The sequence below is a fragment of the Pedobacter alluvionis genome (assembly GCF_003664035.1).
Taxonomy (GTDB): Bacteria; Bacteroidota; Bacteroidia; order Sphingobacteriales; family Sphingobacteriaceae; genus Pedobacter; species Pedobacter alluvionis.
Window position 1 is genome coordinate 167406 of record NZ_RCCK01000015.1, and the last position, 24046, is coordinate 191451.

Below are 24046 nucleotides of genomic sequence, written 5' to 3' on the forward strand. Positions count from 1 at the left end.
ATATAAGACATATAAGAACATATTAGCCATGGTGAATAAAGAATATCTAAAGTCGTTAATTTATAAAATTAACGGAGCAGCAATTGAAGTTCATAAAACACTTGGACCAGGTTTATTGGAAAGTGTTTATCATAAATGTTTGAAACATGAAATGGATATTCGTGGAATAAGTTACAAATCTGAAATGTTAGTGCCGGTTTACTATAAGGAAATTTTAGTTGAGGCAGAATTATGGTGTGATTTGTTTGTGGAAAATAGTGTAGTTGTTGAGTTAAAGGCTGTCGAGAGGATATTGCCTATCCATGAAGCACAAATTTTAACCTATATGAAACTTTTAAACGTACCAATGGGATTGATAATTAATTTCAACTGTTTGAATATTTATGAAAGCGGACAAAAAACATATGTAAATGACCTCTACAGATTTTTACATTAGCATCGTATCTGTAATCTCAAATGCTCTTATATGTCTTATATGGTTAAAAAGATTTAGCAAATTGTTACCTTAGCAATCGTGGAGAAAGTTAAAGTTTTAGCGCAGTATATGCCAGAACCAGCGGCACCGCTAATTGCCAAGTGGATTGATTATTTTCAGTGCGAATTTAAAATCGCTAAAACCCGTTCTACCAAACTGGGCGATTACCGCCATCCTTATCAGGGCAAAGGGCATCGCATTTCGGTTAATTTTAACCTGAATCATTATGCTTTCCTGGTTACTACTGTCCACGAATTTGCACATTTACTCACCTGGAACGATTTTAAAAATAAAGTAAAACCACATGGATCAGAATGGAAAAAGAATTTCCAACGGATGATGGTTCCCTTTTTTGAGCTGAATATCTTTCCAGATGATATTCATAAAGCAATTGATAATTATATGTCTAATCCGGCGGCCTCGAGCTGTTCTGATCTACACTTATCACGTGCCTTAAAAAAATACGACAGTAATAAAACGGAGACTTTGCATTTAGAGCAGCTTCCCATTAATACCAATTTTAAAATTAAAGATGGCAGACGTTTTACCAAAGGCGAGCAAATTAGGAAACGGTACCGTTGTGTTTGTTTAGATGATAAGGGGTTGTATCTGTTTAATCCTTTGGCCGAGGTTTTTGTGGTAGAATAAGATTAATTTGCTGTCATTCTGAATGCAATGAAGAATCTTTTGCAACATAGCTCTGCAATTACATTTTGCGTTTGAAGATACCTTAGATAATTAGGTTAACGCCATTTGAAGTGTCAATAGTAAACAGATTCTTCGCTGCGCTCAGGACAAATCAGCTACACAAACTTAAACTCATCGCCATCAAATAAGCCTTTATCGCTTAACTTTAATCGTGGGATCACCAATAAAGCCATAAAAGAAAGTGTCATGAAGGGAGCAAGTAAAGTAGAACCTAAATCTTTCGCAAACTGATCTATTAAGGTATAGCTTTCCGCAACTTTATAACCATTATGGTTGCTCATTAAGCCTGCTACCGGTAAAGCTAAAACTTCTTGTTTTCCATTCCCCAGTGCCACTACACCACCGGTTTCATTAATCACCAGATTTACGGCTTCACAGATGCTTTTATCATCTATGCCAACCGCAATAATGTTATGACTATCATGTGCAACACTTGAGGCAATTGCGCCATGTTTTAAACCAAAGTTTTTTACGAAGGATATTGCAATAGGAGCATCATGATAACGGTTTACGACTACTATTTTCAAAACATCGTTTTCCAGATCACTAATGATATTCTGATTTAGAACTTTCGGTTTGGAAGATATTCTGTTCGTAATCAATTGCCCGTCTAACGCTTCAATAACTGGAATTTCTTTTTGTCCGGTGAATGGATAAACAAAATCTTCTTCCTTTTTCAAACTGCAATCGAAATGATTTACGGATTGGCGATCTTCTATGTGTTTTACCCAATCTCCAACTGTTTTGCCATTTTCGGCAAGCAACAGTCCATCAATATAGGTTTGTTTAATTTTGAAGTTTTTTAGATCCTCGATTATAATAAAATCTGCCGGATCGTTATGTTGTAATGTTCCAACATCTAATTTATAGTGACGAATAGGATTGATGCAGGCAGCTTGTAGTATATTGAAAATATCAATTCCCTTTTCTACTGCTCTTGCACAAAGCTGATTGATGTGGCTTTCTACTAAACTGTCGGGATGTTTATCATCACTGCAAAACATCATCATTTCTGGCCAATCGTTCAGCAAATGGATCAGTGCTTCAAAATTTTTTGCTGCACTTCCTTCACGGATGAGGATTTTCATGCCACGTTGCAATTTATCCAGCGCTTCTTCGGAAGTAAAACATTCGTGATCAGTAGAAATTCCAGCATCTATATATTGCTGAACCATATCACCGCGTAAACCCGGAGCATGCCCATCAACAGGTTTACCGAGCGCGTGAGCCGCAGCAATCTTTTTCAAAACCTCTTCATCTTTATAAAGTACGCCGGGGAAATTCATCATTTCGCTCAGGTATTTTATTTCCGGACGCTCTAAAAGTGATTTTACATCATCATGATCCAATTCAGCTCCTGCGGTTTCAAAAATGGTAGCAGGGACACAGCTTGGAGCGCCAAAATTGAATTTAAAAGGAACGGTATTTCCGTTTTCGATCATAAATTCAACGCCTTTCATACCACATACGTTGGCAATTTCGTGTGGATCGCTGATCGTAGAAACCGTTCCATGAACAACCGCTAATCGTGCAAATTCACTTGGAATTAACATACTGCTTTCGATGTGCACATGGCTATCGATAAAACCTGGTGAGATAAAATGTACTCCTTCTTTCTGTTCAGAAATTTTTGAGATAGATTTTATTTTTCCATCTTCAATCTCTACCTCGCCAAAGAAAATATTCTGCTTTGTGATGTTGATGATATTCCCTTCGACTTTGAAATTGCTCATGCTGTTTATATAAATTAGCCACGGAAACACGGATTGGCACTGAATTAATAATTAATGTTCTCTGCGATTTCTGTGTCTCCGTGGCAAAGCTATTTAATATTTCAATAATTTATCAATCGTTTCTGCTAATCTTGCTTTAGCCAAAAAATCTTCTTCTAATACTTTATTCATTGGAATGGCGGTATCCAAACTTGCACAGCGCATTACCGGGGCATCCAGATGCGAAAAGCAATGTTCTCCAATCCAGGCAGATAGTTCGGCGCCAAAACCATTTGTTAACGTATCTTCATGCAAAATTAAAACCCTTCCTGTTGCTTTAACCGCTGTCCTTACAGCTTCTTTATCCCATGGTTGGAGCGTGCGCAGATCAATTAAGGTTGCCTCACTTTCTGGATATTGCTTCAGGTAATCTAACGCCCAGTGTACACCTAATCCATAGGTAATGATCGCAAACTTGCTTCCTTCGGCAAGTGTGACTGCTTTACCGATTTCTGTAGTGTAATAGCCATCCGGAACAGGAGCTGTTAAACTTCGGTAGAGGTATTTATGCTCAAAATATAATACAGGATTTGGATCTTCAATCGCCGCCAATAGCAAACCTTTTGCATCTTCAGGGAAAGCCGGATAAACGATTTTAAGTCCGGGGGTTTTCGTAAACCAGGCTTCATTACTTTGCGAGTGGAATGGCCCGGCACCCGTACCTGCACCTGTAGGCATACGCACCACTACATCAGCCTTTTCGCCCCAACGGTAATGCGTTTTGGCCAGGTTGTTTACAATCTGATTAAAGCCTACCGTCACAAAATCTGCAAATTGCATCTCTACCACAGCTTTATAACCATTTATGGATAGGCCCAAGCCTGCACCCACGATGGCTGATTCGCAAATAGGCGTATTACGCACTCTGCCTTTGCCATATTTAGCGGTAAAGCCATCTGTAATTTTAAAAGCCCCGCCATAATCGGCAATATCCTGCCCCATTAAAACCAGGTTAGGATACTTTTGCATGGCTAAATCAAGTGCATCGCTGATGGTATCTAAATATCGTTTTTCGGTTGAAGATTCATTGGCTTGAGTAACCTGTTGCGTATAAGGGAAATACATATCGGCTTCCTCCTGATCTGCATTAGCCTCTGGTTCAGCTTCATTAAATGCTTCTTCAACTTCCAGTTCAATATCTCTTTTAATTTGAATTTTAATGTCGATAATCGTATCAGAAGTTAAAATACCCTGCTCAATTAAATAGGTTTCGTAATTACTTAGCGGATCTTTCTTTTCCCACTCATCAAAAAGTTCTTGCGGAACATATTTAGTTCCGGATGCTTCTTCATGACCACGCATCCTGAAAGTTAGGCACTCTACCAAAACGGGTCTGGGATCTTTTCTGATTTCCTTCGCCAGTTGATCAATGGTATTATAAACTTCCAAAATATTATTTCCATCTATCTGAATGCCTTCCACGCCGTAACCAATGGCTTTATCCACCAGGTTTTTACATCTGAACTGCTCAGTTTTTGGAGTGGAAAGGCCATAACCATTATTTTCGATCAGAAAAATAACAGGCAGATTCCAAACTGCCGCAACATTTACTGCTTCGTGGAAATCGCCTTCACTGGTTGCCCCTTCTCCGGTGTAAACTAATGTGGCGTGCTGTTTGTTCGCTAAAACATTAGCCAAAGCAATGCCATCAGCCAAGGCCATCTGTGGGCCAAGGTGGGAAATCATCCCCACAATTTTATAATCTTGTGTGCCGAAATGAAAAGAGCGGTCGCGGCCTTTGGTGAAGCCGGTAATTTTGCCCTGCCATTGGGCCATTAATTTTTTTAAAGGAATATCGCGGGAGGTAAAAACGCCCAGATTGCGATGCATAGGCAAAATATACTCGTCGCTTTGCATGGCTAAGGTGCTGCCAACCGCAATGGCTTCCTGGCCAATGCCCGAAAACCATTTGCCAATTCTACCTTGACGCAGCAGCTTGAGCATTTTGTCTTCAACCATCCGGGGGTAAAGCAATCTTTTGTATAAATTCAATAAGAATTTGTCGTCTTTATCACCTCTGTTAAATTGCATATCTGGTTATTTTGACTAGTGACTCTGGACTCTGGACTCAGGACTCAGGACTCCCGACTTTTCTTCAGCTCTTCCCACTGTTTAGCAAAAGATTTATCGGCAACTTTAGGCATCTCCCGGTATTTGCCCCAGCTTTTTTTGAAAAAACTTTTGAGCATAAAGTTTTTAAACTTTCCACCGAAGAAATCCATCCATTTGCGTTTTTGCATCATTTTGCTGAACATGCTCCAGCCAATTTCTTCTTTTTTGCCATTTTCGTGACCTGCAGCGGCATCTCTACGGTTAAGTAAGAGCATTTTATGAATATCGATTTTTACCGGGCAAACCTCCGAGCATTTACCGCAAAGACTGGAAGCATAACTTAAGTGTTTAAACTCTTCCATGCCCTTTAAATGAGGCGTAATTACCGAGCCGATTGGGCCACTATAGGTGGTGTTATAAGTATGACCGCCAATGTTTTTATAAACCGGGCAAGCATTTAAACAGGCACCACAACGGATGCAGTATAAGCCTTGTCTCTGGTCTTTTTGTGCCAATAAATTGGTGCGGCCATTATCTAATAAAATCACATACATTTCCTCAGGTCCATCCGTTTCATTTGCTTGGCGTGGACCACTTAAAATGGTATTATAAACCGTTAAGTTTTGTCCGGTTCCATGCGATGCCAGTAAAGGCCAGAACAGATCAAGATCTGCCATAGAAGGAATTACCTTTTCGATACCTACGATAGCAATGTGGATTTTAGGAAAAGTAGTACTTAAACGTGCGTTACCTTCGTTTTCCGTTAAGGCGATACTTCCGGTATCGGCAATTAGGAAATTCCCGCCACTAATGCCAATATCAGCATTCAGGTATTTGTCGCGAAGTAATTCTCTTGCTTTTTGTACCAGCTGCGGAGGAGTGGCATCGATAGGCGTGCCAAATTTATCGTGAAATAACTGCGCTATATCTGTTGCACTTAGGTGCATGGCTGGGGTAACAATATGGTATGGCGCCTGACCAAGCAATTGAACAATATACTCACCCAGATCACTTTCTAAAGATTCGATGTTGTTCTTTTCCAGGAAATCGTTTAGATGGATTTCCTCGGTGGTCATCGATTTTGATTTGATAACTGTTTTGCCGTTGTTTCTTTTGATGATATTGAGGATTTCCTGTTGGGCTTCTTCAGCATCATTGGCCCAGATTACCTTACCGCCACGGCGTTGAAAATTTGATTCGAACTCGGGTAAGAACTTATCAAGATTTTCCATCACACGCCATTTAATTACATGCGCCTTTTTTTTCGAGGCTTCGAGGTTTTCGAATTTTGATAAACCGCGTTCAACTGCCGCATTGTATTTACCAATATTATAATTTATGGTTTTACGGTGCGGTAAATCGAAAGCTTTCTCATCAGACTTCTCTAAAAATTCCTCGGCAGTTTTCATCAATGGCAATTTCATTATAGGGGTAACGAAGAATAGCTGCTTTTAGTTTCAGGCTACTCTGTTAAAAACCAAAGATAGGAAACCCTGTTGAGTTTATTTTTGGAAAATTGAAAATTGACTATCAGGCAATTATTTTTATTGCATATAATCCTTGAAATCATCCAATGGTGCATTAAAATCATCACTCATCTTCCCCTTAAGTAAACCGAGTTTTCTGGGGCTATTTTCCTCATCTTTTTTATTTACTTTCTTTTGTAAAATAAAATCAATAAAGTCTTCTACCTCTTGCTGGTACGCAACAGGGATCATTTTAATTTTTTTTAAAATATTCAACTGATCCATAAACACGCTTTTATCAAAAATAACATTTTAATCTTGAAATATAAAGTTGCAAATCACTGTGCATAAAAAAAGTCCCGGTGTAAAACCGGGACCATATATTTTAATCATTATTTCTTTGGATTTCCTTTTCCGTCCATATCTACTGCCGGGCGTTTAGCTCTGTTAGCCAGTTCCCATGCAGTAAAGTAGGTTAGCTTTGCTCTTTTAGCCAAAAGTGGGAAGTTAATTTTGCTTACTTCATCACCAGGTTTGTGGTAGTCTTGTTGTAACATGCCATCATAATAGAAGATGATCGGAATGCCTAATTTAGCAAAGTTATAATGATCTGAACGGTAATAGATCTGCTCAGGGTCTTTTGGATCATCATATTTATAATCCAGTTTCATTTTTGTATAAGTCGCATTAACCTGCTCGCTTAAATTAGCCAGATCGCTGCTTAACATTCTAGAACCCACTGAGTAAATGTAGTTTGCCGAATCTGGTGTACCCAAATACTCTTCACCAGTACGGCCAATCATATCGGTATTTAAATCAGCAATGGTGTTGGCCACCGGGAAAACAGGATGCTCAGAGTACCATTCAGAACCCCAAAGGCCTTTTTCTTCTCCAACTACCGTCATAAATAAGATACTGCGTTTAGCACCCTTACCTGCTTTTTTGGCGTCGGTAAAGGCTTTTGCCATTAATAATACACCAGTAGTACCCGATCCATCGTCATCTGCCCCATTGTTTATTTTGTCTTTTGCGTTTGGATCAGTTTCTAAACCAATATGATCGTAGTGACCAGTTAAAATTAATACTTCTTTTTTAAGTACCGGATCAGAACCTTCTAAATAACCCAAAACATTTTCACACCTAACTGATGCCTCATTTTTAGCGGCACTTGCTGAAAAAGGAACATCTACTATTTGCGAAGCAGGGGTAAGGCTTTCCGTAATTTTCTTTTGCAAATCGACTACGGTAGTATTGGCTGATTTTAACAGATCGTTTGCCAATGCTACAGAGATTGAAATGCGCGGAATTTCATTTTGCTTCTGAGCCTCAATAGCTGCATTGGTTTTTACCATTACACGACCATTATTTTGAGCTTGTTTGCTATTTTCGGTAATTCTATCAACACTTGGATCGATCAGGATAATGGCTTTAACATTATTCTCTGCGAAATATTTTGCTCTTCCTTCCAACATAGCGCGGTAAGCTGCCCTGTCAATTCTGGTACCTGGTTTAATAGTCGGATCGCCGCCGTTAAACATCATGACTACTTTGCCTTTAATATCAGTTCCGGCAAAATCGTTGTAATTGTCTTTTTTGATTCCGTAACCAATAAATACAATCTGATCGGTAGAAAAAGTGAAACCCTTATCGCTGATTAAGCTTGGTAAAACGATATAATCCTTCTGGTATTCTTTCGGCTGACCGTTAACCGTTACATGGCTCTCTTTTAGCGTAACATTAACAAGGTCGATCTTTTGGAAATAGCTGCCATTTACAGGTGCTTTTAGGCCTAAAGATTTGAAATAGTCCCGGATATAATCTGCTGCCATCCAGGCACCTTTAGTACCTGTTTCGCGGCCTTCATATTCATCAGAAGCCAATACAGAAAGGTGTTTGTAAGCATTTTCCGGACTAATCGCCTTGCTGAATTTTATGGCATCCTTATTCGGTATAAGGGGCTTTATTTGGCTAAAGCAACTTGCGGAAACAAGTGATACCAAACCAAGGGTTAAAAACTTTTTGTTCATTATGATAATAGTTAGTTGAGTTTGTTGTTAACACGAAATTTTTTCAACCCTGTTCTGATGGCGACCGCCTTCAAATTCAGTGGCTAAAAAAGTTGTCGTTATTTCTTTTGCCAGTTCTTCTGAAACAAACCTTGCTGGAATACACAACACATTGGCATTATTATGCTTGCGTACCAAAGAGGCAACTTCATTTTCCCAGCATAAACCTGCTCTGATATGCTGATGTTTGTTCGCGGTGATGGCTACACCGTTTGCCGATCCACAAAGTAAAATACCATAGGTAAATTCTCCACTTTCAACAGCGCTGGCAACAGGATGTGCAAAATCAGGATAATCAACAGAATTTTCTGAGTAAGTACCAAAATCTTTTACTTCGTAATCCTGTAAAAAATCTTTTAATATTTCTTTGTATTCAAACCCAGCGTGATCCGCTCCAATAGCAATTTTAATTTTTGTATCAGACATTGTCAAATTTATGGAGAATTATAAAATCTATTCGTAATGTTTTTGTTAGTTAGCGTAGAAAGCAGCATCAGCCTTTTTCTTCTTTTTTTCGATGTAGGCCGATACAAAAATACTCAGCTCATAAAGCAAGAACAATGGCGTAGCTACAATCAGCATCGTCATAATATCAGGTGTTGGCGTAACAATAGCAGCAATAATTAGAATAATAACCGCGGCATACCTTCTGCTCGATCTCATTAGCTTTGGCGTCATCAATCCAAGTTTCGAAAGGATGAAAATAATAACGGGAAGTTCGAAGATAATACCTGTGCCTAAAGTTAAAGTTGCCACAGATGACAGATATGAGTCGACTGTGAAGGTATTTTTGATTTCGGCACTTACGGTATAACCCGTTAAGAAGTTAACCGATAGTGGACATACTACAAAGTATCCGAAAAAGATACCAATAATGAAAAGTACCGAAGCGAAGAATACAAATCCACTTGCTGATTTGCGCTCATTTTCGTGTAGTGCTGGCTTAATAAAACGCCAGATTTCCCATAATAAATAAGGGAAACCCACCACAATACCACACATTACACAAACATTTAATTGTAGGTTAAACTGTCCAGCCATTTCGGTATTAATAATTTCACCATTGATCTTGGTGATGCACATATCCTTACCCAATGATGGAAAATGCTCTACCAGTTTACACATCATGCGGTAGGTCCAGAAATCTGGTTTTTTAGGGCCAAAGATTATTTTATCAAGGATTTCCTCGTTAAAATAAAAAGCGATACCCGTAAAAACGGCAATGGCAATTACGGCTCTGATTAAATGTTTACGGAGAACATCCAGGTGATCGAAGAAAGACATTTCTGCCTCTAATGTGGTGCTCTTTTGCCCGATAGCTTTTGTAAGTAGATTTTTTTTAGTGTCGCTCATGTTGAAAACAAAAATACCATTCTATTTGAATAGAATGGTATTTACGTGTTAAATATAGAAATAGTTTATATTATTATGAGAAATGCTTTAATATATAGTGTAGATCAATATGTTAATTATTTATAATGTCCTCTTAGGGAATGAATTTTAATAATTTGCTCAGCTTCCATAACCTGATAGATAATTCTGTGCAATTTATCCTCCTTGATCACATCCCTTTCCATAATTCATTTACTGAAATAATTCTAAAATTTTTAATAAAGAAAAATCCCATTCTGTTTTACCAAAATGGGATTTAAATTTTTATAATCGTTTATATTATTCTGTGAATTCAAACGTTTCCATAAACTTAGTGGTGAAGTTTCCTGCCCTGAAGTTAGGATCTTTCATCAATTGTAAATGGAAAGGAATGGTCGTTTTAATACCTTCAATTACGAATTCGCTTAATGCACGCTCCATCGTACAAATAGCCTCTTCTCTCGTCTGCGCTACACAGATCAACTTGGCGATCATTGAATCGTAGTTAGAAGGAATCGAATATCCTGCATAAACATGCGTGTCAACACGAACACCATGGCCACCCGGAGAGTGGAAATTAGTAATTCTACCTGGTGAAGGACGGAAGTTGTTCGCTGGATCTTCTGCATTGATACGACACTCAATGGCATGCATTTCCGGCGTATAGTTTTTGCCCGAAATCGGGATTCCCGCAGCAACTTTAATTTGTTCTTTAATTAAATCGAAGTTGATTACCTCTTCAGTAACCGGGTGCTCTACCTGGATACGGGTATTCATTTCCATGAAGTAGAAATTACGGTGTTTATCAACCAAAAATTCGATGGTACCTGCTCCTTCATAATTTACAGCCATAGCGCCTTTAATGGCGGCTTCACCCATTCTAACACGAAGTTCATCGGTCATAAATGGAGAAGGAGATTCCTCAACCAATTTCTGGTGGCGACGTTGAATTGAACAATCGCGTTCCGATAAGTGGCAGGCTTTACCAAACTGGTCTCCTATAATCTGGATTTCAATGTGGCGTGGATCTTCAATGTATTTTTCTAAATATAAACCATCATTACCAAAAGCAGCACCAGATTCCTGACGTGCACTATCCCAGGCATTTTCGAAATCTTCATCTTTCCAAACTACCCGCATACCACGACCACCACCACCGGCAGTTGCTTTTAGGATGACAGGGTAGCCCATTTCATTGGCGATTGAAATACCTTCTTTAACACTGTTAAGTAAGCCTTCAGATCCCGGGATGGTTGGAACACCCGCAATTTTCATGGTTTCTTTTGCCGAAGCTTTATCGCCCATGCCATTAATCTGCTCTGGGGTAGCACCAATAAATTTGATGTTGTACTCGCGGCAAATGTTAGAAAACTTAGCGTTTTCTGATAAAAAACCATAACCTGGGTGTATGGCATCGGCGTTAGTTAATTCTGCAGCCGAGATAATATTTGGGATATTTAAATAAGAATCTTTACTAGGTGGGGGGCCAATACAAACAGCCTCATCAGCAAAACGTACATGTAAACTCTCGCGATCTGCGGTAGAGTAAACAGCAACCGTTTTGATGCCCATTTCCTTACAGGTACGGATAATACGCAAAGCGATTTCACCCCTGTTGGCAATTAGTATTTTTTTAAACATAATTTTTTAATTGATGATTACACCGATGATATGATTACACTGATCATTTAGCGTAATGTAAACCGATATAATCAAATTTTAAATTAAATGCCATGGTTCGTGTCGCCACGAACCATTTATATTTTTCAGTTTGTTAAATGCAAAACTGAAGATCATCATAATTTTACGGTATTCCGGTCAGTGAGCACACAGACCGAGGCGTAAGTTAACGTTATTATTAAATAGGTTCTACTAAAAATAACGGTTGGTCGTATTCTACAGGTGATGCATTATCAACCAATATTTTGACAATACGGCCTGAAACTTCACTTTCAATCTCGTTAAAAAGTTTCATTGCCTCAATAATACAAACTACTTTACCTGTGCTAACCTCATCGCCAACGTTAACAAACATTGGTTTTTCCGGACTAGCTGAACGATAGAAAGTACCGATCATTGGGGATTTAATAGTAATGTATTTTGAAGTGTCTTCTGCAGCAGGTACAGCAGGTGTTGCTGCATTTGGAGCAGTAGGAGCTGTTGCAACAGGGGCAGCAGCCTGTACAAGCGGAGCTTGCGGTACGGTAGCATGCACAACTGTTGGTGCCTGGTTTGTTTTGATCGTGATTTTGAAGTTTTCCTGCTCAATAGCAACTTCATTTACTCCAGAACGAGAAACAAATTTAATCAGTTCCTGTATTTGTTTGATATCCATTTTTTAGGCTTTTATGTAAAAAATAGTGTTTATTGAATTAACTAAGTTATACTTTTTTTGTTTTATTTTTTATCTGAGTCATCTATGACATCTGACTCCCGACTAAAGACTTCTGACTAATTTGTATCGTAAGCCCATTTAAGGTACACTGAACCCCAGGTAAAGCCGCCACCGAATGCAGCTAAAACGATGTTGTCACCTTTTTTTAACCTGCTTTCCCATTCCCATAAACATAAAGGAATAGTTCCGTTGGTTGTATTTCCGTAACGTTCGATGTTGATCATCACCTTATCCGTTGTAACGCCCATGCGGTTTGCAGTAGCGTCAATAATGCGTTTGTTGGCCTGGTGCGGTACTAACCATGCCACATCATCAGCGGTCAGGCCATTGCGTTCCATAATTTCGGCAGCTACATCAGCCATATTGGTTACGGCAAATTTAAATACCGTTGGTCCTTCCTGGTGTGCAAAATGCTCTCTGGCATCAATGGACTCGTGTGTTGCAGGTTTAACCGAACCACCAGCTTTCATGCCTAAGAAATCTCTACCCGAACCATCTGTTCTTAAAATAGAATCCTGAATGCCCAATCCTTCTTCATTTGGTTCTAATAGAGCACAACCACAACCATCACCAAAAATGATGCAGGTTGTACGGTCTTCATAGTTAATAATTGACGACATTTTATCGCCACCAACTACTAAAACTTTTTTATGTCTACCTGATTCGATGAATGATGCACCTGTAGCAAGTCCGAAAATAAAGCCCGAACAAGCGGCCTGTAAATCATATCCCCATGCGTTTTTAGCTCCGATTTTATCTGCTAAAACGTTTGCTGTTGCAGGGAAAGTAAAATCAGGAGTAGTGGTGCAAAAGATAATCAGTTCAATTTCACTTGCATCAATTCCCCTCTTTTTAAGTAAGCCATTTACAGCATGAACAGCCATATCAGAAGTACCTAAACCTTCTCCCTTTAAAATTCTACGTTCTTTAATTCCCGTTCTGCTGGTAATCCATTCATCCGAAGTATCAACCATGGTTTCTAACTCTGTGTTTGTAAGCACATAGTCGGGAACGTAACCATTTACTGCTGTAATAGCAGCGTGAATTTTACTCATTTTAAGAATTTTAATAAATTATTTAAATGCCATTCTAATTTTTTCTACCAATCCGGTAGTAATCATTTCCCTGGATTGGAGAACCATATTTTTAACAGCTAGCGGACTGGAAATCCCATGTCCGATAACAACGGGAGCGTTAACACCCAGAACCGGGCTTCCACCGTATTGTTCATAGTTAAAACGATCGAAGAACTCATCTTTAAGTCCTTTTTTGATGGTAAGTACGTAAAACGATTCTGCTAATTTTAGCATTATATTTCCGGTAAAACCATCGCAAACAATCACATCGGCTTTATCATTAAATAAATCCCTACCTTCCACATTTCCAACAAAGTTGAACAGGCTGGTTTCTTTCATTAACGGGAAAGTAGCCATGCTTAGCATATTTCCTTTTTCATCTTCTTCGCCAATATTTATCAGGGCAACTTTCGGGTCATTGATCTGCAACAAATTTTCTGCATATAAACTGCCCAAAACGCCAAATTGTAATAAAATATCAGGTTTACAGTCGGCATTTGCACCTACATCTAACAGTAAGCCAGTGCCGCCTTTAATTTTTGGAAGAATTGTACATAAACAAGGTCGGATAATGCCGGGAATTGTTTTAACGCTAAAGACTGCGCCAACCAACATGGCTCCAGAGTTACCAGCACTTGCGAAAGAATCGATTTTACCTTCTTTTAAAAGGTTAAAACCAACAGCTATGCTCGAATTCGGTTTCTGAACGATTGCTTTGGTGGGATGTTCGCCCATACCAATTACTTCATCAGTATGAACGTATTCAAAATGATCTGGATTAAAACCTTCTTCTGCAAGAATGGGTTTAATCTGTTCGGTATCGCCAATAAGAACTAAATGCTCTCCAGCGTTAAGCGATTGATGAGCAGCTATTGCTCCCAAAACAATTGCTTTGGGAGCATAGTCTCCGCCCATTATGTCGAGGCCTATTTTCATAGAAAAAATCTGTTTGTGTTAAGTCAGGTGTAATCCTGAATTTTTCAGTTGACTAAGGTATGACTAAAGCCGCTGAAAACACAAACAATTTTTTAAGAAAATTACCCTATCTGAGTATTTTCGATAACCAGTTTGCCGTTGTAGTATAAGTTACCATCAACGTTGTAAGCACGGTGAGGTACGTGGATAGCACCTGTTGCCGAGCATGTTGCTAAAGAAGGAGTAACAGCTTTATAGTGCGTTCTTCTTTTATTTTTTCTCTGTTTCGAGATTTTCCGTTTTGGATGTGCCATTGCTGTATAATCTAATTATTTTTTTAACTTATTAAGGGCTTCCCAACGTGGGTCGCTTGTTTGTTCATTTTCTTCAGCCTGCTTTTGGATAGATAACTGATTTAAGCGATCAATCATTTCCTGATCGCAATCTTTACCTGCCTGTTCGCAGTTTTTGATATAAGGTACCGCTACGTTAATCATTTCGTATAAAGGGCCCGATATATCAATCTCGGTATCTTTACGGCTTAATGAGATAATTTCTTCATCATCACTTTCCATTTCGGCTTCTGCAAACTTTACGATCTGACGTTCGTAAAGATTTACCGGGAATGAAAATTCAGATAAACATTTATCGCAATCTAAATTTACGGTACCAATAACTTTGAATTTTAGAAGCAACATGGTCTCTTGTTTATCAAGTTCCAAGTCTACTTTTAAATTTCCACTTTTAATTAACGAATACTCAAATGCATTAAAAAAGGTGTCATCAAGCTCATAATCAAACTGATGGGTTCCCAATTTTAATCCGGTAAACGGTAATGAAAATTGTTTTAGTGGGTTCAAAGTACTGTAAAATTTTAGCCTGCAAATGTAGGGATAAAAAAATTAGATTAAAAATATTTTTTAAAAATTGTTGGCGTTAATCGGACAGGTTTTCAGAAAGTTAATCCAAATACTGAGAGACCTTACAGGTTTTCGAAACCTGTAAGGTCTGTAAGATGGCTAGTTTGCCAAAACCATTTCCTTATTACTCCTGCTCCATTCACTCCATGAGCCTACATAAAGTTTTGGAATAGGCAGGCCTGCATAATCCATAGCCAGTAGCGTATGGCAGGCGGTAATGCCCGAGCCACAGTGAACAATTACATTTTCGGGTTTTACATGGGCAAGAGCTTCTTCGTATTTTTCTTTCAATATTTCGGGGGACAGGAAAGTACCGTTTGCGTCTAAATTTTCGGTATAAGGAATATTTGCCGCACCAGGAATGTGGCCTGCAATTAAGTCAATAGGCTCGGTTAGACCAGCAAAACGGTTGGCATCACGTACGTCAATCACAATGTAATCGTCGGTTTTGGCTACTTGTTCCACTTCGTTGATATCTGATAACGGTAAGTTCCATACTGTGATTTCATATTTTTCGACAGATTTTGGGATTTCTACTTTATCAGTGGTTGGGAAACCTGCTTTAACAGCCGCCTGAAATCCGCCATCAATTACCTGTACTTTTTCATGACCAATAGCTCTTAGCATCCACCAAAGCCTTGCCGCTGCGTTACCGCCGTTTTTATCATCGTAAACAATAACATGACTATGCTTTGTAACTCCGAGTTTTTGCAATACGGAGGAAAACTGTTCTGAAGTTGGTAAAGGATGACGTCCGCCAATTGCAAAATCGCCAATGTTGGCTAAATCACTGTTTACATCAGCAAAAAGTGCACCTGCCAAATGTTGTTCATCGTATCTCGGTTTTGAGCCTGCACTGGCATCTATAATTACGATTTCGTCATCCTGGTTTAACCAGGTTAATTCTTCGGGTTTTATAATTGGGGATAGTGATTTCATTTTATTTTTTTTATTATTCTTGCAATTATAGTAAGGATGGTTCCAATAATCAAAACAGGAAGCCATAAAACAATTGAGTATTCTCCTAGATCTTTTAAAATGAAGCTTAAGTCTCCCTTGTAGCTAAATAATGAGATGCCGTAAATAAACATTATAATGCCAATTATAATTAAGGATATTCCAAATTTTAAAAGCATGTTATTTTGTTTTTAATGCCCACAATCCCAAAACTGGGCCAACAGCTAAAACCATATAAAGATAATGCGAATTCATCTCTTTAGCTAAAAGATTAATCACCTGGATGCTAATAATCGTAATGGCAAAGCCGATACAATTGACCAGTGTTAACGAAGTACCTCTCAGACTTTCTGGTGCATGCTTGGCAATTAAGGAAGAAAATAGTGGCGAATCGGCCGTTCCGGCCAAACCCCAGCAAAATAAAAAGATAAGAAAAGGATAAACAGAACTGCTGAATAGAAAAAGCGGCGAGAGGAGACAGCATAACCCCGAAATGGAAAGGGCAATGGTGGCAACTCGTTTTACACCAAATTTTTGTGAGAGCAAACCACCGATCATGCAAGATAAACCTCCGGATGCGATAATTAAGAACGAAAACAGCGGTACATTTAAAGTTGCCTGTGCATGTTTAGTATTGTAAAGCAGCAGCATGCCGGGTAAAAAAGCCCAAAAGGTATAAAGTTCCCACATGTGCCCGAAATAGCCGAAAGCAGCAGATCGAAAATCGGGATTTTTAAAGCCGTTAAAACAAGAACGGAAATCAAATTTTTGTCCGGCAGTTCTAAATGGACCGTTTGGCACAAATAATAAAATAGCAATTGCTCCAGTTAGAGATAAACCCGAAGTAGCAAATATTACATATTGCCAGGCAAAATTTGCTGTAAATGTTTTTAATAAATGAGGGAAAGCAGTACCCAAAACCAAAGCACCAACTAAAAAACCTAATGATTTTCCCAGCCCATCTTTAAAGTAATCGGATGCTATTTTCATGCCGACAGGGTAAATTCCAGCCAGCATAAAACCAGTTAAAAAGCGAAAAAGCAGTAATAAATAGACATCGGGTAGTTCTAAACAGACACCAAGATTAAACAAGGCAGCTGCAATTCCACAGATAAAGAACACTTTTGAGGGTGAAAAAATATCAGAAATGGCAAAAAAGGCAAATACTAAAGTTCCGCTAATAAAACCGAACTGCACCATACTGGTGAGATTGGCCAAAAGGTTGGTTTCAGTTGGGAAGTTTTTAACAATGTCGGGTAATACCGCATTGCCAGCAAACCACAAAGACGTACAGAGAAACTGCGCAATGACAATTGTAGGGAGAATGGAATTGGTTTTTTTAGTGCCGCTCATTTTTAATTTGATGCACAATTTTAACTAAAATAAACCTGATTGGACGAAAAGCCCCAATTCTTCATTGGGCTTGTAGGAAAAGCAGGACTTTCGGAACCGATGGAACACAAGGCCTTGCTTTGCAAAAAAAAATGTAACCACCTAAGCCACCTTAGTCCACCTGAGTTTAATGCATCTTTGGTCTTTCAGCTTTAGTCTTTCTACTCCTTTTAAGTCCGGGGTCGGGTGTCCGAAGACATGGTTATTATATCCTAACTTTTTTTTGCTTTGGTCTTTCAGCTAACCTTCCACCTTTCTACCCTCAACCTTCTACCCCTTAAGAAGCATCATCTTTAATGTCAAACTGTGTTTCAACCACTTTTCCACCTGTGCGTAATTGGTTGCTCAGCATTTCCTCTTGTTCGCGACGGTTTTTTACAATGTGGATGGCTGAAAACAAAGCCTCGGTAAATGAAGTGGAATCCGCTAAATCTTTACCTGCAATATCGTAGCCTGTTCCATGGTCTGGAGAGGTACGCACGAAGTTTAATCCAGCGGTATAGTTTACGCCATTGTGAAAAGCTAATGTTTTAAAAGGAATTAAACCCTGATCGTGGTACATGGCTAAAACGGCATCAAACTGTTTGTAGCTGCCATTGCCGAAAAAGCCATCAGCAGGGTATGGTCCAAAACAAACAATGCCTTTATCGTAGGCTTCCTGAATGGCTGGTGTAATAATCTCAGCCTCTTCGGCGCCTAATAAACCATTGTCGCTGGCGTGTGGATTTAAACCCAGAACGGCAATTTTTGGTTTTTCTATCCAGAAATCTTTTTTCAGACTTTCATTAATCAGCTTTAATTTACTGATGATTTTCTCTTTTGTAATCGAGGTTGGAACATCTTTTACAGGAATGTGGCCAGTAACCACACCAACCCTTAAATTTTCGCTGATCAAAAACATCAGCACATCTTTACTTCCGCTTTTTTCCTGAAGATATTCTGTATGTCCCGGAAAAGCAAAAGTTTCTGATTGAATGTTGTGTTTATTGATTGGCGCAGTAACCAAGGCATCGATATCGCCGTTTACCAGATCGGCTGTTGCGCGCTCCAGTGATAAAAGGGCATATTTTCCGCCTGTAGCCGTAACCTGACCCAATTCGATTTTTACATCTTCTTCCCAGCAATTAATCATGTTTGCCTTTTTTGGCAGTGCCTGGTTGGCATGGTTAACTACATTAAAACTGAAATCGCCCAAATTATTCGCTTTTCTGTGAAAAGATGAAACCTTGGTGTGGCCATAAACAATTGGAGTGCAATAATTTAAAATAGCAGGGTTGGATAATGTTTTAATGATTACCTCTAAACCTATGCCGTTTACGTCGCCTATACTGATACCAATTTTAAGTTTATCGCTCATAATTACTGGAAAATTTTAGCGCAAATTACTGATTTTCGTTTAAAGACTTTAAAAAAAATGAAACCTCAAAGAACAGAGATTGATTCGCAAAGAAATAATAAGTCTATCTTTGCGTTCATAGCGCCGAATCTTAGCACCCTTTGCGGTTAAAATATTCGATTAATTTTAAGGTATGAGTTTAGTAAAAGCGAAAAAACATTTAGGGCAACATTTTTTAACCGATAAAGGCATTGCCAACCGCATTGTAGAGGCTTTGGTAAATACCAATAAATATAATCAGGTTTTAGAGGTTGGGCCGGGAATGGGAATTCTATCTGATTTTTTGCTGCAGCGTACAGACCTGGAGACCTATCTTATTGATATAGATACAGAATCTTTCCATTTTTTAAATGAAAAATATCCTCAGCTTGGCGATCGGTTGATTAATGGCGATTTTCTGAAACTTGATTTCGATGCTATTTTTCCTGGCCAGTTCGCCATTATCGGTAACTTTCCATATAATATCTCATCACAGATTTTATTTAAAATATTAGACAACCGCAACAAGGTTGTAGAAATGGTTGGGATGTTTCAGAAGGAAGTAGCCCAACGTTGTGCCTCGCCTGCAGGAACCAAAGACTATGGGATTTTAAGTGTATTTCTTCAGGCCTATTATAAAATTGAATACCTGTTTACGGTTAAACCAGGTACATTTAACCCACCGCCAAAAGTACACTCTGCAGTGATCCGTTTAACCAGAAATGAGGTGGAGACTTTAGAATGTGATGAAAAATTATTCTGGCGTGTGGTTAAGGCAGGTTTCAACCAAAGGAGAAAAACTTTGCGTAATGCTGTTTCTGCAGTGATGCCTAAAGATAAAATGGACGATCACATCTACTTCGAGAAACGTGCCGAGCAGCTAACCGTAGCAGATTTTGTGGCACTAACACAGCATCTGAGTAAGTTGATGCAAGCTTAGCGATTTTTTTGTCATGTTGAAGCACGAAGCATCTGTTTCATCGGATGCAGATGCTTCGTGCCTCAGCATGACAGGAGTGAAAAAATATCACTGTAATCCTAAAATCTGTGTAATTATCCGCGAAGCGATTCTTGCAAATCCGTGATTATTTTCATTGAATTTCTCCTTTCCTTTGCGACATAATTTTAAACATCATGGTTAATTACAGCGAAATTTTCAGCGAGCAAGGTATGGATTATCAAACCTATCGTGCATTGATTGATCAACTTCTGTTAGAGGGAAAAGCTACAGGTGATGTAACTTACGATTTGCACTATACTAAAATGAATGTGCAAAGAATGAGTCGTGTGGATAAAACAGTTAGCTTAACTGATGAGTTGACTTCAACCATTGATCATCTTAAAGAAAATTATAAATTTTTAGTGATTACTGAGGGATGGTGTGGCGATGCCGCCCAGATTGTTCCGGTATTCAATAAAATTGCTACTGCATCATTAGGTAAAATTGATTTGAAGTTTGTGCTTAGAGATAAAAATTTTCCCTTAATTGATGCGCATTTAACTAATGGAGGACGAGCAATTCCTGTTCTTTTAATTTTAAATGAAACTGGCGATAAAGTTCTGGTGAGTTGGGGTCCAAGACCACAAATTTTGCAGGAACTTTTAAAAGAATGGAGAAAAGAAAGTACTGAAATGCCAGTTTTAGCGGAAAAACTTCATGGCTGGTACGCTAAAGATAAAACACAGACTACACAGGCCGGGTTAAATGAGCTTTTGAAAAGATTAGGGAGTTAATTTTACAGAATAAGTCGTCATCTCGACTGTAGTGAAGCGAAATGGAGAGACCTGCCTAGATAGATTTCTCGACTGCGTTGCACTCCGCTCGAAATGACGTTGTTGCGAGGATTGTTCGTGCAAGAAGTAGCCTTAATCAACAGAAACAGTTAAGCCTTCTTGCTGTAAAATTTTACGATAAACTTCCATTTCGGTAAATGAGCCTTCTAAAACCGGACATTTCCCATCATTATGCACTTTCCAGGCAATTTTTTCAGCCTGCGATTCGTTATAATCAAGATATTTCATCATGCAATAAATCACATGATCAAAAGTATTGATATCATCATTCCACAAAATAAGGCGATGTACAGTTTTTAGGGAAGTTAAAATTTCTTCGAGCGTAAAGGTCTCTTCTTTGGTTTCTGTAGACATGGTGCAAAAATAACTATTTTTATGGAAGATGTAATATGTTAAATGGAAGATGGTTGTGATTATTTTGGACTATAGAAGTAGACTTTTTGGCCTTTGCATCACATTTTCCATCTTACCTCATACATCTTACATCCCTTTTAATACATTTGTTAACCAAATAATATACGAGTATGCACCAGTCTAAAATAGCCGGAATAGGTTACTACGTTCCGAAAAATGTATATACCAACGATGATTTAAGCCGTTTTATGGATACCAACGATGCGTGGATCCAGGAGCGTACCGGTATTAAAGAGCGTCGCTTTGCCGATCGCAACGAGGAAACCACGACTACAATGGGCATTGAAGCAGCAAAAATCGCAATCGAAAGAGCGGGAATTACCGCCAGAGATGTAGATTTTATTGTTTTTGCTACGTTAAGTCCGGATTATTATTTTCCGGGTTGTGGCGTGTTGTTGCAGCGTGAAATGGGCATGGGCGAGATTGGTGCTTTGGATATCCGGAATCAATGTTCGGGTTTTGTTTATGCACTTTCGGTGGCTGATCAGTTTGTAAAAACGGGCATGTATAAAAATGTTTTGGTAGTGGGAAGCGAAAAACACTCATTTGCGATGGATTTCGAAACCCGGAGCCGTAATGTATCAGTGATTTTCGGTGATGGTGCAGGAGCTGTGGTATTGCAGCCTACAGATGAACCGGGGAAAGGGATTTTAAGTACACATTTACATAGTGATGGCGCTGATGCCGAAATTCTGGCTATGTATTATCCAGGTTCCCATGCCAATAAATGGTTGAAAGATAAACCTGCCTATCCTGAACAGGAACTTGGCGGTTTGTTTATGACACAGGAAATTTTAGAAAGTGGTGCTGCTTTGCCTTACATGGATGGGCCATCGGTTTTCAAAAAGGCAGTGGTGAAATTTCCTGAAGTAATTAAAGAAGCTTTAGCTGCAAATAATTTAACAGAAAAAGATATTGATATGTTAGTACCTCATCAGGCAAACTTGCGTATCAGTCAGTATGTACAGCAGTTGTTGGGCTTAAACGACGACCAGGTTTTTAATAATATCCAGAAGTATGGCAATACTACAGCGGCTTCTGTTCCTATTGCCTTATGCGAAGCCTGGGAAGCAGGTAAAATTAAAGATGGCGATCTGGTTTGCCTTGCAGCATTCGGATCGGGCTTTACCTGGGCTAGTGCACTGATTAGGTGGTAGGATTGGGGAGCTCGAATTTTGGTTGATGATACACTAATTCAGTTTAAAAAGTAAAGTTGGATTAGGAGATTTGAACAAATATAAGCTTATACGGTCCCTATTTTTCCTTTAGTTTTTATTGAAAATGAGTGGTTTTGTGGTTCTTGGATGGCTTTAGTCCCGCCATTCGCTGTAGCTCCGATAGAAAAAATCGGAGGCTGCCGCTGTTGTCGGGTTTAGGAACAAGGGTTGGTGCACCCTGCAACCTCAAAAATGAAAGACTGTTTTAGCCTATTAGCCCCGGTTGAAGCGTTACCCTGCAGCAACGAGGTACGAGGAAGCGAAGCGTAAAAGCAAAAAACGGGAAGAAGCTTTTTGTTTATTACAAGCCTTGCGCTCCAAATATAAATTGGTATTTTTAAAACTAAGAAACTATTCGATTGAAGCTATAATATGAGCAAAAAAGAACTATCTGTAGCACAAACGCATGAATTGCTGAATACATTGAAAACCCGTTTCGAGAAAAACATGGAGCGTCATAAAGGTATCGAATGGGATAAAGTACAGGCAAAACTGGAAGCGAATGCTGACAAACTCTGGGTACTTGATGAAATGGAAGTAACCGGGGGCGAACCCGACATTGTGGATTATGATGAAAAAACAGGCGAATATATTTTTTACGATTGTTCGGCAGAGAGTCCTAAAGGCCGTAGGAGTATTTGTTATGATTTGGAAGGACTAGAATCAAGAAAGGAGCATCAGCCAGAAAATAATGCTATTGATATGGCTGCTGCAATGGGTATTGAGCTGTTAACAGAAGAGCAATATCGCTTTTTGCAGCAACTCGGCCGGTTCGATACGAAAACATCCAGTTGGATTGTTACTCCTCCCGGAATCAGAAAATTAGGAGGTGCTCTTTTTGGTGATCGGCGCTACGATCATGTTTTTGTGTACCACAATGGCGCACAATCGTATTATGCTGCAAGGGCATTTCGTGGTTTGTTAAGCGTGTAACTAAGGGTTACAACAGTTTTTGATAACAAAAGAAACGTAGTCCGGGGCGCTTGGCCAGGTTAATTTCGCCACTAAACTGATAACCAAGTTTTGGGAAAAGCGCTTGTGTGGCCATATTTTTACTGTTGGTGTCTACTCTTAAGATGGAGATTCCCGAAGCTTTTGCTACCTGCTCGGCCTGGTTCATCAAAGCTTTGGCAATGCCCTTGCCCTGGCAATCCGGATCTACGGCTAAACGGTGCGTAACAATGGCTTTTTCCGTAATGTCCCAACCAGCATCGGCATATTCGGGATCCTGATCTGTCGTAATTGCTGAAATACCAACAATTTCATCTTCCATTTCAACTACCCATAGCTGGCCAATCGTAATATCGTTGGTAAATACTTCAGGGTTCGGATAATCATCTCCCCACTGAAAATTTCCTGCAGCACGCATCAAGGGCACAACCTTGCGTACAAGTTGCATAATTAGTGGTATATCTTCTGTAACGGCTAATCTTATTGTCATGGATACAAAGATAATAGATGGGTTTATTCGTTCAGTTGTTTGTTGGTCATTTGTTTGTTTGTATCATTTTAGGGAGTTTGAGTGGCCGTCAACTGAAAATTGGCTTCAGACCTCCGACTAAAGACTTCGGACTTTTTAAATCTTCACCAAATCTTCATCTTTCAATCTGATATTTGAGCATATTGCTCTTCATCATATTCCGGCTTCCAAAAAGCTGTTAAGGAATTGTTTTTCTATTGT

Annotated in this window: 24 protein-coding genes; 6 read left to right on the plus strand and 18 right to left on the minus strand. The window is 39.1% G+C overall.

Translation table 11 applies throughout. The features are described 5' to 3' along the window. Nucleotides 1-28 precede the first annotated feature (28 nt). Together BCL90_RS22780 and BCL90_RS22785 are read left to right on the plus strand one after the other, a co-directional pair. Complete coding sequence (locus tag BCL90_RS22780) at nucleotides 29-436, plus strand: GxxExxY protein (RefSeq protein WP_121287595.1); 408 nt, start codon at nucleotides 29-31, stop codon at nucleotides 434-436. Nucleotides 437-514: 78 nt separating this feature from the next. Next, entirely contained in the window at nucleotides 515-1123 is a 609-nt protein-coding gene (locus BCL90_RS22785) for a SprT-like domain-containing protein (RefSeq protein WP_208529913.1), read from the plus strand. Between the two features lie 155 nt (nucleotides 1124-1278). Here the strand turns inward: BCL90_RS22785 and ade are convergent, their stop codons facing one another. The 16 genes from ade to pdxA all read right to left on the minus strand — a co-directional run bounded on the left by ade (nucleotide 1279) and on the right by pdxA (nucleotide 18922). Continuing rightward, complete coding sequence (ade, locus tag BCL90_RS22790) at nucleotides 1279-2916, minus strand: adenine deaminase (protein ID WP_121287599.1); 1638 nt, start codon at nucleotides 2914-2916, stop codon at nucleotides 1279-1281. Between the two features lie 93 nt (nucleotides 2917-3009). Then, nucleotides 3010-4986 carry an alpha-ketoacid dehydrogenase subunit alpha/beta gene (locus BCL90_RS22795; RefSeq protein ID WP_121287601.1) on the minus strand — a complete coding sequence of 659 codons (1977 nt, stop codon included), beginning with the start codon at nucleotides 4984-4986 and terminating at the stop codon, nucleotides 3010-3012. 44 nt (nucleotides 4987-5030) lie between these two features. Next, complete coding sequence (locus BCL90_RS22800; RefSeq protein WP_121287831.1) at nucleotides 5031-6419, minus strand: LutB/LldF family L-lactate oxidation iron-sulfur protein; 1389 nt, start codon at nucleotides 6417-6419, stop codon at nucleotides 5031-5033. 132 nt (nucleotides 6420-6551) lie between these two features. After that, nucleotides 6552-6758 (minus strand): type II toxin-antitoxin system VapB family antitoxin, encoded by a 207-nt coding sequence (gene vapB / locus BCL90_RS22805; RefSeq protein WP_121287603.1) that lies wholly within the window; start codon nucleotides 6756-6758, stop codon nucleotides 6552-6554. A 107-nt stretch (nucleotides 6759-6865) separates the two neighbouring features. Continuing rightward, nucleotides 6866-8500, minus strand: coding sequence for a M28 family peptidase (locus tag BCL90_RS22810; RefSeq protein WP_121287605.1), 1635 nt, complete (start codon nucleotides 8498-8500; stop codon nucleotides 6866-6868). 27 nt (nucleotides 8501-8527) lie between these two features. Continuing rightward, nucleotides 8528-8965, minus strand: coding sequence for a ribose 5-phosphate isomerase B (gene rpiB / locus BCL90_RS22815; RefSeq protein WP_121287607.1), 438 nt, complete (start codon nucleotides 8963-8965; stop codon nucleotides 8528-8530). Nucleotides 8966-9010: 45 nt separating this feature from the next. Continuing rightward, the gene (gene tatC / locus BCL90_RS22820) at nucleotides 9011-9892 is read right to left on the minus strand and encodes a twin-arginine translocase subunit TatC (RefSeq protein WP_121287609.1); all 882 of its coding nucleotides are present in this window, start codon (nucleotides 9890-9892) and stop codon (nucleotides 9011-9013) included. A gap of 318 nt (nucleotides 9893-10210) precedes the next feature. Continuing rightward, nucleotides 10211-11551, minus strand: a complete 1341-nt coding sequence (accC, locus tag BCL90_RS22825) for an acetyl-CoA carboxylase biotin carboxylase subunit (protein WP_121287611.1) — start codon at nucleotides 11549-11551, stop codon at nucleotides 10211-10213. 217 nt (nucleotides 11552-11768) lie between these two features. Beyond that, the gene (gene accB, locus BCL90_RS22830; protein WP_121287613.1) at nucleotides 11769-12245 is read right to left on the minus strand and encodes an acetyl-CoA carboxylase biotin carboxyl carrier protein; all 477 of its coding nucleotides are present in this window, start codon (nucleotides 12243-12245) and stop codon (nucleotides 11769-11771) included. A gap of 116 nt (nucleotides 12246-12361) precedes the next feature. Continuing rightward, a complete protein-coding gene (locus tag BCL90_RS22835; RefSeq protein ID WP_121287615.1) occupies nucleotides 12362-13360 on the minus strand; it encodes a beta-ketoacyl-ACP synthase III in 999 nt (332 codons plus the stop codon). 18 nt (nucleotides 13361-13378) lie between these two features. Continuing rightward, a complete protein-coding gene (plsX, locus tag BCL90_RS22840) occupies nucleotides 13379-14317 on the minus strand; it encodes a phosphate acyltransferase PlsX (protein ID WP_121287617.1) in 939 nt (312 codons plus the stop codon). Between the two features lie 101 nt (nucleotides 14318-14418). Next, a complete protein-coding gene (gene rpmF / locus BCL90_RS22845) occupies nucleotides 14419-14610 on the minus strand; it encodes a 50S ribosomal protein L32 (RefSeq protein ID WP_025143959.1) in 192 nt (63 codons plus the stop codon). A 15-nt stretch (nucleotides 14611-14625) separates the two neighbouring features. Further along, complete coding sequence (locus BCL90_RS22850) at nucleotides 14626-15156, minus strand: YceD family protein (protein ID WP_121287619.1); 531 nt, start codon at nucleotides 15154-15156, stop codon at nucleotides 14626-14628. A gap of 159 nt (nucleotides 15157-15315) precedes the next feature. Beyond that, complete coding sequence (locus BCL90_RS22855) at nucleotides 15316-16155, minus strand: sulfurtransferase (protein WP_121287621.1); 840 nt, start codon at nucleotides 16153-16155, stop codon at nucleotides 15316-15318. A gap of 198 nt (nucleotides 16156-16353) precedes the next feature. Continuing rightward, nucleotides 16354-17526 carry an MFS transporter gene (locus BCL90_RS22865; RefSeq protein WP_121287625.1) on the minus strand — a complete coding sequence of 391 codons (1173 nt, stop codon included), beginning with the start codon at nucleotides 17524-17526 and terminating at the stop codon, nucleotides 16354-16356. A 316-nt stretch (nucleotides 17527-17842) separates the two neighbouring features. Then, nucleotides 17843-18922 (minus strand): 4-hydroxythreonine-4-phosphate dehydrogenase PdxA, encoded by a 1080-nt coding sequence (pdxA, locus tag BCL90_RS22870; RefSeq protein WP_121287627.1) that lies wholly within the window; start codon nucleotides 18920-18922, stop codon nucleotides 17843-17845. A 172-nt stretch (nucleotides 18923-19094) separates the two neighbouring features. Here pdxA and rsmA point away from each other — a divergent pair, with 172 nt between their 5' ends. Next, on the plus strand, nucleotides 19095-19880 hold the full coding sequence (gene rsmA, locus BCL90_RS22875) for a 16S rRNA (adenine(1518)-N(6)/adenine(1519)-N(6))-dimethyltransferase RsmA (RefSeq protein WP_121287629.1): 786 nt from the start codon (nucleotides 19095-19097) through the stop codon (nucleotides 19878-19880). 194 nt (nucleotides 19881-20074) lie between these two features. Then, entirely contained in the window at nucleotides 20075-20674 is a 600-nt protein-coding gene (locus BCL90_RS22880) for a thioredoxin family protein (protein ID WP_121287630.1), read from the plus strand. Nucleotides 20675-20806: 132 nt separating this feature from the next. Here the strand turns inward: BCL90_RS22880 and BCL90_RS22885 are convergent, their stop codons facing one another. Further along, a complete protein-coding gene (locus BCL90_RS22885; protein WP_029274160.1) occupies nucleotides 20807-21088 on the minus strand; it encodes an ATP-dependent Clp protease adaptor ClpS in 282 nt (93 codons plus the stop codon). A 170-nt stretch (nucleotides 21089-21258) separates the two neighbouring features. On the opposite strand from BCL90_RS22885, the gene BCL90_RS22890 reads away from it, so the two are divergent. Continuing rightward, a complete protein-coding gene (locus BCL90_RS22890) occupies nucleotides 21259-22305 on the plus strand; it encodes a 3-oxoacyl-ACP synthase III family protein (RefSeq protein WP_121287632.1) in 1047 nt (348 codons plus the stop codon). 432 nt (nucleotides 22306-22737) lie between these two features. Continuing rightward, on the plus strand, nucleotides 22738-23298 hold the full coding sequence (locus BCL90_RS22895) for a DUF4256 domain-containing protein (RefSeq protein ID WP_121287633.1): 561 nt from the start codon (nucleotides 22738-22740) through the stop codon (nucleotides 23296-23298). A gap of 7 nt (nucleotides 23299-23305) precedes the next feature. On the opposite strand, the gene BCL90_RS22900 is transcribed toward BCL90_RS22895, so the two are convergent. After that, nucleotides 23306-23806, minus strand: coding sequence for a GNAT family N-acetyltransferase (locus BCL90_RS22900; RefSeq protein ID WP_121287634.1), 501 nt, complete (start codon nucleotides 23804-23806; stop codon nucleotides 23306-23308). Nucleotides 23807-24046 lie beyond the last annotated feature (240 nt).

Bases quoted from the DNA above. Each gene is read 5' to 3' on its own strand.
- BCL90_RS22780 (WP_121287595.1), top strand. From the start codon at position 29: ATGGTGAATAAAGAATATCTAAAGTCGTTAATTTATAAAATTAACGGA.
- ade (WP_121287599.1), bottom strand. From the start codon at position 2,916: ATGAGCAATTTCAAAGTCGAAGGGAATATCATCAACATCACAAAGCAG.
- BCL90_RS22795 (WP_121287601.1), bottom strand. From the start codon at position 4,986: ATGCAATTTAACAGAGGTGATAAAGACGACAAATTCTTATTGAATTTA.
- vapB (WP_121287603.1), bottom strand. From the start codon at position 6,758: ATGGATCAGTTGAATATTTTAAAAAAAATTAAAATGATCCCTGTTGCG.
- BCL90_RS22810 (WP_121287605.1), bottom strand. From the start codon at position 8,500: ATGAACAAAAAGTTTTTAACCCTTGGTTTGGTATCACTTGTTTCCGCA.
- rpiB (WP_121287607.1), bottom strand. From the start codon at position 8,965: ATGTCTGATACAAAAATTAAAATTGCTATTGGAGCGGATCACGCTGGG.
- tatC (WP_121287609.1), bottom strand. From the start codon at position 9,892: ATGAGCGACACTAAAAAAAATCTACTTACAAAAGCTATCGGGCAAAAG.
- accC (WP_121287611.1), bottom strand. From the start codon at position 11,551: ATGTTTAAAAAAATACTAATTGCCAACAGGGGTGAAATCGCTTTGCGT.
- accB (WP_121287613.1), bottom strand. From the start codon at position 12,245: ATGGATATCAAACAAATACAGGAACTGATTAAATTTGTTTCTCGTTCT.
- BCL90_RS22835 (WP_121287615.1), bottom strand. From the start codon at position 13,360: ATGAGTAAAATTCACGCTGCTATTACAGCAGTAAATGGTTACGTTCCC.
- plsX (WP_121287617.1), bottom strand. From the start codon at position 14,317: ATGAAAATAGGCCTCGACATAATGGGCGGAGACTATGCTCCCAAAGCA.
- rpmF (WP_025143959.1), bottom strand. From the start codon at position 14,610: ATGGCACATCCAAAACGGAAAATCTCGAAACAGAGAAAAAATAAAAGA.
- BCL90_RS22855 (WP_121287621.1), bottom strand. From the start codon at position 16,155: ATGAAATCACTATCCCCAATTATAAAACCCGAAGAATTAACCTGGTTA.
- BCL90_RS22865 (WP_121287625.1), bottom strand. From the start codon at position 17,526: ATGAGCGGCACTAAAAAAACCAATTCCATTCTCCCTACAATTGTCATT.
- pdxA (WP_121287627.1), bottom strand. From the start codon at position 18,922: ATGAGCGATAAACTTAAAATTGGTATCAGTATAGGCGACGTAAACGGC.
- rsmA (WP_121287629.1), top strand. From the start codon at position 19,095: ATGAGTTTAGTAAAAGCGAAAAAACATTTAGGGCAACATTTTTTAACC.
- BCL90_RS22880 (WP_121287630.1), top strand. From the start codon at position 20,075: ATGGTTAATTACAGCGAAATTTTCAGCGAGCAAGGTATGGATTATCAA.
- BCL90_RS22885 (WP_029274160.1), bottom strand. From the start codon at position 21,088: ATGTCTACAGAAACCAAAGAAGAGACCTTTACGCTCGAAGAAATTTTA.
- BCL90_RS22890 (WP_121287632.1), top strand. From the start codon at position 21,259: ATGCACCAGTCTAAAATAGCCGGAATAGGTTACTACGTTCCGAAAAAT.
- BCL90_RS22895 (WP_121287633.1), top strand. From the start codon at position 22,738: ATGAGCAAAAAAGAACTATCTGTAGCACAAACGCATGAATTGCTGAAT.
- BCL90_RS22900 (WP_121287634.1), bottom strand. From the start codon at position 23,806: ATGACAATAAGATTAGCCGTTACAGAAGATATACCACTAATTATGCAA.